At 44.6% G+C, this 14,585-nt stretch carries 14 protein-coding genes and 1 pseudogene; 5 read left to right on the forward strand and 10 right to left on the reverse strand.

The genetic code is table 11. The features are described from left to right. Window positions 1-61: 61 nt before the first annotated feature. From F0232_RS09420 to folA, 3 genes are read left to right on the forward strand one after another with little or no spacing between them, the layout of a single operon-like run. Window positions 62-829, forward strand: a complete 768-nt coding sequence (locus tag F0232_RS09420) for a threonine/serine exporter ThrE family protein (RefSeq protein WP_008220033.1) — start codon at window positions 62-64, stop codon at window positions 827-829. Continuing rightward, the gene (locus F0232_RS09425) at window positions 829-1,302 is read left to right on the forward strand and encodes a threonine/serine exporter family protein (protein ID WP_008220023.1); all 474 of its coding nucleotides are present in this window, start codon (window positions 829-831) and stop codon (window positions 1,300-1,302) included. Before F0232_RS09420 ends, F0232_RS09425 begins: the two co-directional genes overlap by 1 nt. Before the next feature lie 37 nt (window positions 1,303-1,339). Continuing rightward, window positions 1,340-1,819, forward strand: coding sequence for a type 3 dihydrofolate reductase (gene folA, locus F0232_RS09430; protein ID WP_105059027.1), 480 nt, complete (start codon window positions 1,340-1,342; stop codon window positions 1,817-1,819). 167 nt (window positions 1,820-1,986) lie between these two features. On the opposite strand, the pseudogene F0232_RS09435 reads toward folA, so the two are convergent. The 6 genes and pseudogenes from F0232_RS09435 to lptD all read right to left on the reverse strand — a co-directional run. Further along, window positions 1,987-2,673 (reverse strand): annotated as a pseudogene (locus F0232_RS09435) (symmetrical bis(5'-nucleosyl)-tetraphosphatase); the annotation flags it as partial. A gap of 27 nt (window positions 2,674-2,700) precedes the next feature. Next, window positions 2,701-3,081 carry a Co2+/Mg2+ efflux protein ApaG gene (apaG, locus tag F0232_RS09440; protein WP_004740817.1) on the reverse strand — a complete coding sequence of 127 codons (381 nt, stop codon included), beginning with the start codon at window positions 3,079-3,081 and terminating at the stop codon, window positions 2,701-2,703. An 89-nt stretch (window positions 3,082-3,170) separates the two neighbouring features. Next, window positions 3,171-3,986: a 16S rRNA (adenine(1518)-N(6)/adenine(1519)-N(6))-dimethyltransferase RsmA gene (gene rsmA / locus F0232_RS09445; RefSeq protein ID WP_105059024.1), complete on the reverse strand. Its 816-nt coding sequence runs from the start codon at window positions 3,984-3,986 to the stop codon at window positions 3,171-3,173. Beyond that, a complete protein-coding gene (gene pdxA, locus F0232_RS09450) occupies window positions 3,983-4,972 on the reverse strand; it encodes a 4-hydroxythreonine-4-phosphate dehydrogenase PdxA (RefSeq protein ID WP_061033537.1) in 990 nt (329 codons plus the stop codon). Before pdxA ends, rsmA begins: the two co-directional genes overlap by 4 nt. Next, the gene (gene surA, locus F0232_RS09455) at window positions 4,962-6,257 is read right to left on the reverse strand and encodes a peptidylprolyl isomerase SurA (protein ID WP_102424511.1); all 1,296 of its coding nucleotides are present in this window, start codon (window positions 6,255-6,257) and stop codon (window positions 4,962-4,964) included. Before surA ends, pdxA begins: the two co-directional genes overlap by 11 nt. A 43-nt stretch (window positions 6,258-6,300) precedes the next feature. Continuing rightward, a complete protein-coding gene (gene lptD, locus F0232_RS09460) occupies window positions 6,301-8,634 on the reverse strand; it encodes an LPS assembly protein LptD (RefSeq protein ID WP_105059023.1) in 2,334 nt (777 codons plus the stop codon). A 149-nt stretch (window positions 8,635-8,783) separates the two neighbouring features. On the opposite strand from lptD, the gene djlA reads away from it, so the two are divergent. Together djlA and F0232_RS09470 are read left to right on the forward strand one after the other, a co-directional pair. After that, window positions 8,784-9,638, forward strand: a complete 855-nt coding sequence (djlA, locus tag F0232_RS09465) for a co-chaperone DjlA (protein ID WP_105059022.1) — start codon at window positions 8,784-8,786, stop codon at window positions 9,636-9,638. Window positions 9,639-9,699: 61 nt separating this feature from the next. Then, complete coding sequence (locus F0232_RS09470; protein WP_061033541.1) at window positions 9,700-10,245, forward strand: DUF924 family protein; 546 nt, start codon at window positions 9,700-9,702, stop codon at window positions 10,243-10,245. Between the two features lie 92 nt (window positions 10,246-10,337). On the opposite strand, the gene F0232_RS09475 is transcribed toward F0232_RS09470, so the two are convergent. From F0232_RS09475 to leuB, 4 genes are all read right to left on the reverse strand, one after another. Beyond that, on the reverse strand, window positions 10,338-11,120 hold the full coding sequence (locus F0232_RS09475; protein WP_105059021.1) for a DUF547 domain-containing protein: 783 nt from the start codon (window positions 11,118-11,120) through the stop codon (window positions 10,338-10,340). 183 nt (window positions 11,121-11,303) lie between these two features. Next, window positions 11,304-11,906 carry a 3-isopropylmalate dehydratase small subunit gene (gene leuD / locus F0232_RS09480; protein ID WP_105059020.1) on the reverse strand — a complete coding sequence of 201 codons (603 nt, stop codon included), beginning with the start codon at window positions 11,904-11,906 and terminating at the stop codon, window positions 11,304-11,306. Window positions 11,907-11,920: 14 nt separating this feature from the next. Beyond that, on the reverse strand, window positions 11,921-13,333 hold the full coding sequence (gene leuC, locus F0232_RS09485; protein ID WP_105059019.1) for a 3-isopropylmalate dehydratase large subunit: 1,413 nt from the start codon (window positions 13,331-13,333) through the stop codon (window positions 11,921-11,923). A gap of 111 nt (window positions 13,334-13,444) precedes the next feature. Beyond that, the gene (leuB, locus tag F0232_RS09490; protein ID WP_004740807.1) at window positions 13,445-14,536 is read right to left on the reverse strand and encodes a 3-isopropylmalate dehydrogenase; all 1,092 of its coding nucleotides are present in this window, start codon (window positions 14,534-14,536) and stop codon (window positions 13,445-13,447) included. Window positions 14,537-14,585: the final 49 nt, after the last annotated feature.

Below are 14,585 nucleotides of genomic sequence, written 5' to 3' on the forward strand. Positions count from 1 at the left end.
AGAGTTTTATTGTTAAGGCAAAATTTACCTCTTAAGTATTAACGCCAATGGGAAGGAAATCATGGCATCAAAACAAAGAGCGATTTCAAGGCTCGTTGCTCAGTCAGGGCAAATGTTATTAGCGCACGGCGCGGAAAGCACTTTAGTTGGCGACATTATGCGTCGTATCGGTATTGCTTGTGGAGTCGATGAGGTCGAGGTTGCGCTGTCTGCCAATGCGCTTGTTGTGACCACAGTAATGAATGATCACTGTATTACGACCACTCGAAGTTGTGCAGATCGTGGTATCAACATGCAGGTGATCACCGACATTCAACGCGTGTGTATCATGATGGAGAAAGGGATCCTCGATTATGGTCTGGCATATAAAAAGATCCAAAATATCAGCCCTGAGCGCTACAACCGCTGGTTAGTGGTCGTAATGATTGGCCTATCTTGCGCTTCTTTTAGTCGTCTTGCTGGCGGAGATTGGCAGGTTTTCATGATGACCTTTATTGCGTCTGCTTGTGGCATGATCGTCAGGCAGGAAATTGGTCATCGCCACTTTAACCCACTGTTAAACTTTGCAATCACAGCTTTTGTCACCACGACTATCTCTGCTCAAGCCGTCCTTTACAATATTGGTGGCCAACCAACCATCGTAATGGCTTCATCAGTATTGATGCTCGTACCGGGTTTCCCACTGATTAATTCCGTTGCAGACATGCTCAAAGGGCACATCAATATGGGGTTGGCTCGCTTTACCATGGCAAGCTTGCTTACTTTGGCGACTAGCTTAGGCATTGTTGCTGCAATGAGTCTGTCTGGAGTTTGGGGGTGGGCGAGTTAATGAGTATCTTCGAACTGTTTTTAGGCTTACTCAACGATATGTTTTTCGCAGCGATTCCGGCTGTCGGATTCGCATTGGTGTTTAACGTTCCGCAACGCGCTTTGATTTATTGTGCACTTGGCGGCTCTATCGGTCACGGTAGCCGTTATTTGATGATGCACTTTGGGATTCCAATTGAATGGGCAACCTTCTTCGCTGCGACTGTGGTCGGCATGATTGGTGTGCATTGGTCGCATAAACTGTTGGCTCACCCTAAGGTATTTACAGTTGCGGCTTTGATTCCTATGGTTCCGGGTGTCTTTGCCTTTAAAGCAATGATTGCCATGGTTGAGATTAATAGGGCTGGGTATAGCCCCGAATTGTTAGCGATGTTGATGGAGAATTTTTTGAAATCGATGTTCATTATCGCAGGGCTGGCGGTTGGCTTAGCAGTACCAGGGCTGTTATTCTACCGACGTAGACCTATCGTCTAGCATCAATTCTTTCAGTTAAGGACAGGACTTTCGATTTATGATCATCAGTATGATTGCAGCAATGGCCAATAACCGTGTAATAGGTAAAGATAATCAGATGCCTTGGCACTTGCCTGCGGACTTCGCATGGTTCAAGCGCTCAACGATGGGTAAACCTGTAGTCATGGGCCGTAAAACCTATGATTCGATTGGACGTCCTTTACCTGGTCGATTAAATATTGTGATCAGCCGTGATGCTAACTTGGAAATTGAAGGTGTGACCACGGTAACTTCGATTGAAAAAGCTCTGGATCTAGTCAGCGATGTTGAAGAGGTGATGATTATAGGTGGTGGTTCAATCTATGAAACCTGCCTACCTAAAGCAGGTAAGCTGTACCTGACTTATATCGATTTTGATGTTGATGGTGATACTCAATTCCCAGATTGGGGAGAAGGTTGGAAGCAGAGCTTTAGCGATACGTATCAGGCGGATGAGAAAAACAAACACAATATGGAGTTTGTGATCCTCGAACGTTAACCGTGGTTATCAATAGCTAGTCTCAGAAAAACGCTTGCGTTACTGTATCAAGGTAGCGCAAGCTTCTCGTATCTCGTATCTCGTATCTCGTATCTCGTATCTCGTATCTCGTATCTCGTATCTCGTATCTCGTATCTCGTATCTCGTATCTCGTATCTCGTATCTCGTGCAGCCCAGTGGCCAAAAACAACCGTTTTATCTAATTTGATGCGCTGTGGTAGGTCAAACCATGGCACTAATGGTTCATTGGTGATTTCGCTTGGTGGTAGCTTACATGCCATGTCGAGTCGAGCATCGGTAAAGCAGAATCGCATTCTAGTGAGGCTATTGATCGCATAACGATAACGTTCAATATCGTGCAAATTTGCGTCCCATAGGTCTGGTGTATTGCTATACATATTCTCGATGAGCCACTGCCACTTGTCCGATTGTAATAGGGCGACGACTTCTTGATTCTCTATGCGAGCTCGTTCAAGGTCCCATTGTGGCGAAATACCTGCGTGAGACATTATGAACTCAGGATGCTCTTGAATTAACGGTTGCTGCCTCAACCATTCGAGTAGCGACTCACGATCTTCAGCATCTAGGATAGCTTGAGTCTTGTCTTTTGGTTTTGCTGGAAAAAGACCAAGCGAAACTGCGAGCAGGTGTAGATCGTGATTGCCCAATACCACCTTTGCGGAATCGCCTAAACTGCGAATAAAACGCAGTGTTTCTAGAGATTTAGGGCCTCGGGCAACTAAGTCACCAGCGACCCACAAGGTATCGTGTTGTTGATTAAAGTTGATGGTTTCGAGCAATAACTGAAGTTCGTCGAAGCATCCTTGGATGTCTCCGACAATATAATTCGACACAGTATTTTCCTGTAGCTGCAAAGGTAGTTAGTTAAGAATATTAGGAATGGCGAGTCTGAATGGGTCGACTTCGGCAATAAAATCGATGCCCTTATGATCGGTCATGACATAGTGACCTTGCATAACGCCAACGGGTGTTTCGATAACAGTACCACTGGTGTAAGTGTATTCGTCATTGGACTCGATAATCGGTTGCTGACCAACCACGCCATCGCCTTCAATCGTCAGTTGCTTACCGTTAGAGTCGGTAATTAACCAACGACGTGACATTAGTTGAACCGTGCTTTTACTTAGGTTTTTGATAGTAATGATGTAGGCGAAGACGTAACGATTCTTCGTAGGTTCAGACTGCTCTTCTATGTACTTAGAGTGAACCTGGCATTTGATACAAGGCGTAGATATATCCATATTCGCACCTTTTGTTGTTGATATACTTAATGTAATTAAAGTATTACATAAAAAAGGCTCCTAACCGAAGTGTAGGAGCCTTTTTTATTTTATTTGTCAGCGTTGTGGCTGTCGTGCAACCAGTTCGCCATATCGACAAACTGTTCGAGTGTTAGGTTCTCAGGGCGCATGCTTGGGTTGATGCCAAGCTCTTCTAGTACGTCCTTATCAATCAAACTCTTGTAGCAGTTACGAACTGTCTTACGACGTTGGTTAAAGCCTTCACGACATACACGATCTAGCCATTTTAGGTCTTTAGCCGGGTAAGGCAGCACTTCATATGGCTGAAGACGCACAACTGCAGAATCTACCTTCGGTGGCGGAACGAAAGCCGTTGGTGGTACTTCCAGTACTGGTGTGACTTTACAGTAGTATTGAGCCATTACGGTTAGACGACCGTATGCTTTGCTACCAGGACCTGCTGCTAGGCGGTTCACCACTTCTTTTTGTAGCATAAAGTGCATGTCTTTAATGTCTTTATGGAATTCAAAAAGGTGGAACATCAGCGGTGTCGAGATGTTGTATGGCAAGTTACCAAAGATACGAAGCTTATTGTTTGGTTTAACAAGTTGCTCGAAGTCGAACTTCATCGCATCACCTTCGTGGATCGTCAGCTTATCAGCTAGGTCCGGGTGGTTACGAAGACGTTCTGCAAGGTCTCTATCCAATTCGATAACAGTAAATTTATCGACAAGCTTACCTACCGGCTCAGTAATTGCGCCAAGGCCTGGGCCGATCTCTACAAGGTTTTGACCTGGTAGTGGGTTAATGCTCGATACGATACCATCAATAATGTATGGATCGTTAAGGAAGTTTTGACCAAAACGTTTACGCGCTTTGTGTCCTAAGTGGACATCATTTCTCATTGCTTTTTCTCTACTAATTCAATGGCGTGCGTGAGCGCTGTTCTAAAGCTCCCTGTATCGGCTTGGCCTTTCCCGGCCAAGTCTAAGGCGGTACCGTGGTCGACTGATGTGCGAATAAACGGTAAGCCAAGCGTGATGTTCACTGAGCGACCAAACCCTTTGTATTTCAATACCGGGAGTACTTGGTCGTGATACATACCTAAAACAGCATCTGCATCTTGCAAATATTTTTCATTAAAGATGGTGTCTGCTGGCAATGGGCCAACCAAATTAATCCCATCTTTTTGACGAATTTTTTCTAGCGTAGGGGTGATGGTTTCAATTTCTTCACGTCCTAAACAACCATCTTCACCGGCATGTGGATTCAAACCACATACGTAGATAGTTGGTCTCTCAATCGCAAACTTTTCGACCAAATCTTTATTCAGAATCGCAATGATTTGCTCTAATCTGTCTTCAGTCACTGCTTGAGATACATTAGCTAGTGGGATATGTGTTGTTACTAATGCAACACGCAGCCCTTCTGTTGCCAACATCATCACCACAAGTGGCGTGTTGGACTTCTCTGCAAAGAACTCGGTATGGCCGCTAAAAGCAACGCCAGCTCGGTTAATTACACCCTTGTGAACGGGGCCGGTGACAATAGCATCAAATTCATCATTCATACAGCCAATTGCTGCGGTTTCTAAAGTATTTAATACGTAATGACCATTGGCTTCGTTAAGTTGGCCTGCAACAGCGCTTTCAGCAAGTGGAATGTGTTTCACAACCAGCGTGCCAGAGCGTTGTGGCTGCTTAGGTGCAGCAGCGTCGTAATCCAGTAGTTCTACTTCAATACCCAGCAGTTCAGCACGTTCCGCGAGTAGGTTTTTATCTGCACAAACCACAAGTTGGTGAGGCCAGCTTTCTTGAGATAGCGCCAGAGTTAAGTCTGGTCCTATCCCTGCGGGTTCACCCGCGGTAATGACAATACGTTTAGTTGTCATCTTGGTCGTCCTCAACCATTTCAACAAAGGCACTCGCTCGTACTTCTTGCAGCCAAGCTCCTGCTTCTTCGTTGAACTTACGGTTAAACAAAATTTGGTAAGCTTTGTTTTTCAACGCTGAATCAGTGCGGTCGACTTCACGGCGGTCCAGTACTTCGACAATGTGCCAGCCATGAACGGTTTTAAATGGCGCACTAATTTTACCTTCCGGTAGTGTTTCTACTTGGTGTTTGAATTCAGGAACATACAAATCCGGTGTTTGGTAGCCTAGTTCGCCATCTTGAACCGCTGAGCCCGGGTCTTGGCTGTATTGCTGAGCTAGGTCACCAAAGCTTGCTTCGCCTGCATTTACACGACGAGTAATCTCTTCAAGCTGCTCTTTAGCACCGTCATCGCTTAAGATTACGGTTGGTTTAATCAGGATATGACGAGCATTCACTTCAGTAACTGCTACTGTCTCTAAGCCTTTGACATCTTCAATTTTTAGAATGTGGAAGCCGACTCCGCTGCGGAAAGGGCCAATGATGCTGCCTTTATTTTGCATTTTGATTTGGTCTGCAAAGATGGTTGGCATCTCTTCTTTGCGCATCCAACCCCAATCGCCACCTTGTAATGCTTTAGGGCCTTTAGAGTAAGTATAAGCCATGGTGCTGAAGTCTTTACCAGAGTTAAGCTCTTCTACAAGTTCTTTAGCTTGAGCTTCTAGCTCTTCTTTGGTTTGGTCATCGTTGAAACGAAGTTGAATGTGCCCAATCTTGTATTGAACTGTCGCATTCGTCTCTTGAGCAAGAATATCCGCTAGGTTGTCTACTTCTGCTGGAAGAATGTTGATACGACGACGAACAAGAGCATTACGGGCTTCACTTGCCGCGATCTCTTTTCTTACTTGTTCACGGAATGCGTTGTAGCTCAGGCCTTCTTCTGCAACCGATGCGGTGAGTTGCTCTACGGTTTGGTTGTTATCTTTGGCGATGCCCTCAATCGCTTGATCAAGTCGAGCATCATCAATACGAACACCGATTCGTTCTGCTTCTTGAGTTTGGATGGTATCGATGATCAGCTTTTCAAGTACTTGTTCATCAAGCACGTCTTGAGAGGGTAATGTCTGACCGCTTTTCTTCGCATTTGCTCGTAGCGTTTTCATCGACGTATCGATGTCGCTCTGCAAGATCACGCCCTCGTTGACGATCACTCTTACGCTGTCGAGTTCAACTGGCGCAGCAAAGCTTGTTGATACAGTGCAAGCTGCTGCGATAGCGATTAATGTGCGTTTCCACAATGTCATGTGTAATCCTTTAAATTTACTGATGTGTTATCAATAAAGAAAATTAGTTATTTAAAAAGAATGGGCGACCGTAGCTCAAAGAGTTATCTGAACTGCTATCACCAATAGCGCCGGAATCAGATCCGATATTGGTACCAAAGCCAACAATACCGAAGTTCACACTGAAGTTGTTTTCGTATTCAGGTGTGGTATTTGGGTCACTAATGTTATTTGTCAAACGGTTACTATAGGTAAAGCCGATGTACCAACAATCCGATCTATAGTTTAAACGAGCTAACCACTCTAGATCTTCTTGTGTGGTTAAGTCATAGAAATATTGAGCACTGGTGCTCCATTTCGGTGAAATTTGGTAGGAACCAAGTAAACCCGCTTGCGAAATACCATCTCTTGTTATGGATGATACGTCAAAATCTACAGTTTCATTTATGTACTCTTCTGTTACATAGCGGTAGTTGGTTTGTATGTAACCGTCTGCGAAGCGATATTCTAATGTGCTGTTTGCAAGTTGCATTGCAGTAGTATCGATATCGTATTGCACGCCACCATGGTAGAACAGGTAGTCATCATAGTTGAAATCCATTTCAATAGCCCAAGACGAATAATTAGTTTTTTTGCCTGAATCGTCGTTGTCTAAAGTCTGTTTTGTATCTTTGTCGATATAAAAAATTTGACCGAAAGAGATATTAAGGCGCTCTTTATATTCATCATCAAAGAAACGAGATGAGGCGCCATAGCTGATTTGGTTTGCTGAAGCAATACGGTCTACGCCACTATATTTACGACTTCTAAATAAGCCGTAATAATCTGTTTGTAATAGTGTAGTGTCGTACAAGCCAATATCACTTTGATCTTGCTCTGGTACATACAAATACTGAACCTGTGGCTCGAGTGTTTGAGTGTAGTTGCCAACGATAACGGTATCACGCTCAAGAACGATACCGGCATGGCTTCGAAATTCAGGGATAACTCGACTTACCGATTCTTCTAAATCTTTGTACTCGTCACTTGTTGTATCAACGCCATCAAGATCTTGCTGGTAGTATGTACCAAGTAGTCGAGCTTCAGTTGTCCACGTTCCCCAAGTATTTCCAACAGGTATAGTAATACCCGGTTCGATATGGACACGAGTCGCAGATGGCTTGCCTTTGGCGTCAGTATCAAATGCCGATACATGACTGACCATATCGAAATCTAAATATTCCATTACCTCAGGCGCGTAGTAGTTATATTCAAGCTGCGGCATTAGGCGGTAAGGTAGGTTGTTACTGGTTGTTAGGACTTGGAAGTCTCGGACAAGCACTGACGCATCCCAATTGTGAGAACGGTAAGTCGCTTGGCCTTCCTGCAATAGTTGGCCATCTTCACGGTTACCAATGCTGCTTCCGCTAACGTCAGTGAAGTAGTCAATATCGCTGACTTTAGAGTAATCAATCTCAAATAACCAAGATTGTTGGAATATCCCTCTGTGCTCTAGTTGTGCCCCCCAGCGGTCACCTTTGTCTTTGAATTTTTTATCATCTGGTAGGTATTCAGACTTAATGCTACCGGAGCCGAAATCGCTCAAGTAACGGAATTTACTGTTCAGTTGCGTTCCACGCTCTTGCATGTACTTAAACGTTGTTTCCAAGTCGTAGTTTGGTGCCAAGTTCCAATACACCGGGATCTCAGCTTCAAAACCGTCACTTGAACCGTATGATACGGTTGGGTATAGGAAACCTGTCTTACGTGTGTCACCAATAGGAACAGTCAGGTATGGTAGGTAAAAGACAGGGACACTTTGAATTTCAAAGCGTGGGTTATAAAAAGTGGCTTGTTCTTCATCTTGATCGACATCGATGCTTGATGCTCTCAGGCGCCAAGCGTTATCACCGATAGGACAAGAGGTAATCGAGCCATCTTCGATCTCATAAACCGCTTTACCTGTTTTTGCGATATAAACGGCATCGCCACGGCCTGGTTCACAAAGAAATTCGTAGTCGGTGTTTTCTAGTGTCATTTCATCAGTCGTCAGATTATTAGTTGCTCTGTCTGATATTGATTTAATTTGACCATCACTAAAGTTTACGTTGCCTTCAGCTACAACGATGTTTTCTTGTTGGTGAAGGGTTACATTATCAGCAAGGATGGTCTTGTTTCCTTGCGTAACTCTTACGTCACCTGAATATATTGCCTTGTCACCATTGATAGCCTCTAAGCGATCTGACTCAACATGAGCGGGTAGTTGAGTCTCGTTTTCTGCAGCGGGCTCGATCAAGCATTGATCTATAGAGGGCATTTCCTGCACACTACTATCGGTTATTGTTTCAGCTTGAGTTGTCGACACGTATAACGCCGTACTTATAGACGCGGCTAACAAGGTGCGGGAAAAAGATTGCATGAAGTTGAACTATCCTGTGTCACTAGATGAAGGGTTGATCTAGTATCAATCCAATTAATAAAGCATTTTCCTTATGATAAAGGAAATATTAGCATTCAGCATCATCAGACAGCATTACTCAGATAAAATTCATAGATAGAGAACACATAATGCAAATATTTGGCAAAATTTTGGGCGCTTTCTTTGGCTTTCTATTTGGAGGGCCACTTGGTTTAGTTTTTGGTCTATTTTTGGGACACCAATTCGATAAAGCTCGCCGATTGAACCAATCTGGGTTCAACACCTCTGGTTTTGGGCGTGGCCCAAACCAAGCTGAAAGACAAAACGAGTTTTTCAAATCTGCATTTGCGGTTATGGGGCATGTTGCTAAAGCGAAAGGCCAAGTGACTCGCGAAGAGATTCAACTGGCTTCTACTATGATGGAGCGTATGAATCTTCATGGTGAACAGCGCAGAGCGGCACAAGATGCATTCCGCGAAGGAAAAGAGAGCGACTTTCCGCTTAGTGACGTCCTTGAGCGTGTAAAAATCTCATCGGGTGGACGTTTTGACCTCCTTCAGTTTTTTTTAGAGCTTCAAGTATCAGCAGCATTCGCTGATGGAAGCCTGCACCCAAGTGAACGTCAGGTTCTTCATAAGATTGCTCAAGGTCTTGGCTTTTCTGCAGAGCAACTTGAGCGCCGTTTACAGATGCAAGAGGCGGCATTCCGTTTTCAACAGCAGGACGGAAGCTTCGGCGGCGGTCATCACCAAGGGCAGTCGTCTGGTTGGCAACAAGCATCACAACAAAACCAACTTGGCGATGCATTTAAGGTGCTAGGTGTAAGTGAAAGTGCGGATGGCAAGGAAGTGAAAAAGGCCTACCGTAAGCTGATGAATGAGCACCACCCAGATAAACTGATGGCGAAAGGTCTCCCGCCAGAAATGATGAACGTTGCAAAAGAGAAATCGCAAGAAATTCAAAATGCTTACGACCTAATTAAGAAGGTCAAAGGGTTTAAGTAATCGAACATAAAGCCGAGTAATGATAAGACGTTACTCGGCTTTTTTATTTAAAGGAATAAATATGACTATCAGTTATCTAGACGTTCTGGACTTTTGGTTTGATGAGTTAACACCAAAAGATTGGTTTACTGGCGGTGAACACATTGATGCTTTGATTAAAGAGCGATTCTCCGATTTACATCAAGCTGCAACTCAGGGGGAGCTGTTTGAATGGCGCCAAACGGCACAAGGGCGCTTAGCTGAGATTATTGTACTGGACCAGTTTTCAAGAAACATCGGCAGAAATAGCCCTGCTGCATTTTCAGCTGACCCCATGGCGCTAGCATTGGCGCAGGAAGCGGTAGCCGGTGGTTTTGACCATCAACTTAGCCAACAACAGAAAAGCTTTCTGTATATGCCTTACATGCACAGTGAGTCACTGTTAATTCATGAGCAGGCGGTTGAGTTGTTTTCTCAAACTGGCTTAGAAAATAATCTTGATTTTGAGTTTAAGCACAAGGTTATCATTGAGCGTTTTGGTCGCTATCCACATCGCAATGATGTGTTAGGAAGAGCATCAACACCAGAAGAGGTTGAATTCTTGCAGCAGCCTGGTTCAAGTTTCTAGCTCTAGAACAAAGTGAAATAGATGAAAAGAGGCTAGTGGGTGATATACCACTAGCCTCTTTTTTGTTTTAGCTGTGAGCGACTGGCAGTAAGCTATTTTGTTTGGTTTAGTGACCAGTCGTAGTCATAGCTGATTTTGTCGGTATTCTTTACAGGCTCAACTCGATATTGGTTTAGGTGTTGAATGAGCTGCTGTTGGCTACCAAAGTCCACTGCGAACCACTCATAAATCGATGATAGTTGGGTCTTATTACCTTTAATCAGAACACCTTTATCACTATTAACAAACTCAGAGGCCGCTTGTTCCAGTAGAGTTTCGGTGTTGTCAGACGTAAAGGCTTGAGACTGGAGGTTTGGGCACCCTAGGCTGGCACAATTTACAGCGTAGTGTGTACGTGGGTCTTGCCATATCGGTCTTAGGATTCGGTGCTCAATGTCGTTGAGTGTCAGTGACTTTCCATTTACTGATACGACATCATCTCCCCATGGGCCAAAACTAAACAGACCGCCGAGCTTAGTGATAGATTTAACTGGGTAGGCATCGAGAATCAAATCAACAGTCGCGGCATTGTATAGGTTGACCCAGTACGCGTATTGCTCTGCTTTTGAGTGCTCGAGTGGGTTTAATTGTTCTAATTGCTTGATGTATTGCTTTAACTTTGATTTATCTGTAGCGGTCACTGCTTGATAACGAACTAAAGTATTTTGCCCCTGTTCAACCAAGTAGCTATCGAGGAATTGCTGCCAGCTTCGATGAGAAACTTGTTCTGAGTTGGTCTCATTACTTTGATTCCAGTACGGCCACAGTTCAGACTTAGGTGCCGACCAAGCTAAGGTTGAAAAAAGTAGGCTGATAATAATGAGTAGTTGTTTCATGGCATTCTCCTGATAGCTAACTACTAAGACCTTATGCTTTACGGTTTTCTTTCATGGCTTTTCATCTAAATAATAGATCTGAGTTTGATAGGTACTTTAAGCTAAAGCTGAACCAAATAAAAAAGGTTGGCGCTAAGCCAACCTTTTCGAACTTTGAAACTGCTTTTCTATTGCAAGACTTCTTTATTTTAGGAAGCTTGGAATCTTCTCTTCATACGCAGAAATCTTATCAGCGTGCTGCAGCGTTAGGCCGATGTTGTCTAAACCGTTCAGTAGACAATGACGACGGAACTCATCAATTTCAAACGAGTACTCTTTACCATTTGCGCTTACTTTCATTGCTTCTAGATCAACGGTAACTTCTGCGCCTTCGTTTGCTTCTACGAACTGGAAAATCTCATCTACTTCTTGCTCAGTCAATCGAACAGGAACCATTTGGTTGTTGATTGAGTTACCGTAGAAGATATCTGCAAAGCTTGGTGCAATCATCACTTGGATGCCGTAATCAGCAAGTGCCCAAGGTGCGTGTTCACGAGATGAACCACAACCAAAGTTTTCACGAGCAAGCAGGATTGAAGCGCCTTGGTAACGCGGAGCATTCATCACGAATTCTGGGTTTGGCTGTTCGCCAGCATCGTCTAGGAAGCGCCAGTCATGGAATAAGTGCTTACCAAAACCAATGCGGTTCACTTTCTGTAGGAACTGCTTTGGAATGATCGCATCAGTATCAATGTTGGCCGTATCTAGAGGAACGACTAATCCGGTGTGTTGTTGAAAACCTGACATGTTAAATCCTCTAATTAAAGTTCACGAATATCGACGAAGTGACCTGCGATAGCGGCTGCGGCTGCCATTGCAGGGCTAACTAGGTGCGTACGACCATCACGGCCTTGGCGACCTTCAAAGTTACGGTTTGATGTAGAAGCGCAGCGCTCTTGTGGACCAAGGCGGTCGTTGTTCATTGCAAGACACATAGAACAACCTGGTAGGCGCCACTCAAAACCTGCTTCTTTGAAGATAACATCCAAACCTTCAGCTTCAGCTTGCGCTTTTACTTGCTCAGAGCCCGGAACGATAAGCGCTTGTACATGTTTAGCCACTTGGCGACCTTTCGCTACCGCTGCTGCTGCACGCATGTCTTCGATGCGAGAGTTAGTACAAGAGCCAACAAACACTTTATCTACGTTGTAATCTGATAGAGATTTACCCGCTTCTAGGCCCATGTATGCCAATGCTTTTTCAGCTGATGCTTTTTCAACAGGGTCTGCGAAGCTCTCTGGGGCAGGAATTGGCGCATCAACAGAAATTACCTGACCAGGGTTAGTACCCCAAGTCACTTGTGGTTTGATGTCTGCCGCTTCTAGAGTTACGACAGCATCAAATTCAGCGTCAGCATCGGTTTTTAGTGTGTTCCAGTATTCAACGGCTTCGTCAAACTCTTTACCTTCTGGAGAGAACTTGCGACCCTTGATGTATTCGTAGGTGGTTTCATCCGGTGCAATCAGACCCGCTTTAGCACCCAACTCGATAGCCATGTTACATACTGTCATACGGCCTTCCATTGTAAGGTCGGTAATCGCCTCACCACAGAATTCAACCACATAGCCAGTACCGCCAGCCGCTGTTGTTTTACCGATGATCGCCAGCACGATGTCTTTGGCAGTAATGCCCGGAGCTACCTTACCTTTTACTTCGATCTTCATGGTTTTAGCGCGAGCTTGTTTTAGCGTTTGGGTTGCTAGAACGTGCTCAACTTCTGAAGTACCGATACCGAATGCAAGAGAACCAAATGCACCGTGTGTTGCAGTGTGCGAGTCACCACAAACGATAGTCATACCCGGCAGAGTAATACCTAGCTCAGGGCCCATAACGTGCACAATACCTTGGTATTTGTGGTTTAGGTCGTAAAGCGTTACACCAAACTCTTCACAGTTTTTTGATAGCGTTTCCATTTGGATACGCGCCATCTCGCCAGAAGCATTAATGTCTTTGGTTTGGGTTGATACGTTGTGATCCATGGTCGCGAAAGTTTTGCCGACTTGGCGAACTTTACGGCCTTTTTCACGTAAACCATCAAATGCTTGAGGTGACGTTACTTCGTGGACTAAGTGACGGTCGATGTAAAGGATCGGGTTTTCGCCTTCTGCTGCTACTGCAACGTGCGCGTCGTAAACTTTTTCGTATAAGGTTTTGGCTTGCTGGTTTGTCGACATAGCTTTTCTTCCTTGGGAGCATCAGTCCCAGTGTTTGTTTCTAGCCAAGTCAGGCACTTTGGATGACTTGGCTGGATATTATTCTTATGTACTTACTTTAGATCGTTACGCTTATGAAGCTAAGATGTACTCTGCAATCTTGTCACCCATTTCAGAGGTGGTTAGCGCTTGTTTATCGCCTGCTAGGTCTGCTGTTAGCTCGCCTGCTGAAAGCGCTTTAGATACCGCTGTCTCAATGTCTTGTGCTGCCGCTTCTTCGCCTAGGCTGTAACGAAGCATTAGCGCTGCAGAAAGAATTTGTGCAACTGGGTTTGCGATATTCTTGCCTGCGATATCTGGTGCACTGCCGCCTGCTGGTTCGTATAGGCCGAAGTTACTTTCGTTCAAGCTTGCAGAAGGAAGCATACCCATAGAGCCTGTGATCATTGCACACTCATCAGAGATGATGTCGCCGAAGATGTTTGAACATAGCATGACGTCAAACTGAGACGGGTCTTTGATTAACTGCATGGTCGCGTTGTCGATGTACATGTGGTTTAGCGTGACATCTGGGTAATCTTTTGCGATCTCTTCGACAACTTCGCGCCATAAGATAGAGCTCTGTAGAACGTTCGCTTTATCAATGGAGTAAACGTTTTTGTTACGTAGACGTGCCGATTCAAAAGCAATCTTTGCGATACGTTCGATTTCGTAGCGGTGATAAACCTCGGTATCAAACGCTTTTTCAGTTGCGCCTTCGCCTTCACGACCTTTAGGTTGACCGAAGTAAATACCGCCTGTTAGCTCACGTACTACCACGATGTCAAAACCGCGCTCGGAGATATCAGCACGAAGTGGAGAGAAAGACTCTAAACCTTTGTGAATTTGCGCAGGACGAAGGTTACAGAACAGTTGGAAGTGTTTACGTAGAGGAAGTAGGGCGCCACGCTCAGGTTGGTCATTTGGTGGAAGGTGCTCCCACTTAGGACCACCAACTGAGCCGAAAAGTACTGCGTCAGACTCTTCACAACCTTTCACTGTTGACTCTGGTAGTGGGCAACCGTGGTTATCAATTGCAATACCACCAACATCATACTCTTCGCGAGAAAAGCTAATCGCATGCTTCTTTTCGATCGCGTCTAGCACCTTATGTGCTTGCTGCATTACTTCTGGGCCAATGCCATCACCAGGTAGTACGGCAATTTTGTATGATTTATCAGTCATGTTAATCCTTTAATTCTTGTTACTGAGCATGAGCTCGTTTTAAATTTTG

It is taken from the genome of Vibrio sp. T3Y01 (assembly GCF_013114525.1).
Classification (GTDB): Bacteria; Pseudomonadota; Gammaproteobacteria; order Enterobacterales; family Vibrionaceae; genus Vibrio; species Vibrio chagasii_B.

What these genes read in the sequence shown, in the direction of transcription:
- F0232_RS09420 (WP_008220033.1), top strand. Translation starts at nt 62, where the DNA reads ATGGCATCAAAACAAAGAGCGATTTCAAGGCTCGTTGCTCAGTCAGGG.
- F0232_RS09425 (WP_008220023.1), top strand. Translation starts at nt 829, where the DNA reads ATGAGTATCTTCGAACTGTTTTTAGGCTTACTCAACGATATGTTTTTC.
- folA (WP_105059027.1), top strand. Translation starts at nt 1,340, where the DNA reads ATGATCATCAGTATGATTGCAGCAATGGCCAATAACCGTGTAATAGGT.
- apaG (WP_004740817.1), bottom strand. Translation starts at nt 3,081, where the DNA reads ATGGATATATCTACGCCTTGTATCAAATGCCAGGTTCACTCTAAGTAC.
- rsmA (WP_105059024.1), bottom strand. Translation starts at nt 3,986, where the DNA reads ATGAGAAATGATGTCCACTTAGGACACAAAGCGCGTAAACGTTTTGGT.
- pdxA (WP_061033537.1), bottom strand. Translation starts at nt 4,972, where the DNA reads ATGACAACTAAACGTATTGTCATTACCGCGGGTGAACCCGCAGGGATA.
- surA (WP_102424511.1), bottom strand. Translation starts at nt 6,257, where the DNA reads ATGACATTGTGGAAACGCACATTAATCGCTATCGCAGCAGCTTGCACT.
- lptD (WP_105059023.1), bottom strand. Translation starts at nt 8,634, where the DNA reads ATGCAATCTTTTTCCCGCACCTTGTTAGCCGCGTCTATAAGTACGGCG.
- djlA (WP_105059022.1), top strand. Translation starts at nt 8,784, where the DNA reads ATGCAAATATTTGGCAAAATTTTGGGCGCTTTCTTTGGCTTTCTATTT.
- F0232_RS09470 (WP_061033541.1), top strand. Translation starts at nt 9,700, where the DNA reads ATGACTATCAGTTATCTAGACGTTCTGGACTTTTGGTTTGATGAGTTA.
- F0232_RS09475 (WP_105059021.1), bottom strand. Translation starts at nt 11,120, where the DNA reads ATGAAACAACTACTCATTATTATCAGCCTACTTTTTTCAACCTTAGCT.
- leuD (WP_105059020.1), bottom strand. Translation starts at nt 11,906, where the DNA reads ATGTCAGGTTTTCAACAACACACCGGATTAGTCGTTCCTCTAGATACG.
- leuC (WP_105059019.1), bottom strand. Translation starts at nt 13,333, where the DNA reads ATGTCGACAAACCAGCAAGCCAAAACCTTATACGAAAAAGTTTACGAC.
- leuB (WP_004740807.1), bottom strand. Translation starts at nt 14,536, where the DNA reads ATGACTGATAAATCATACAAAATTGCCGTACTACCTGGTGATGGCATT.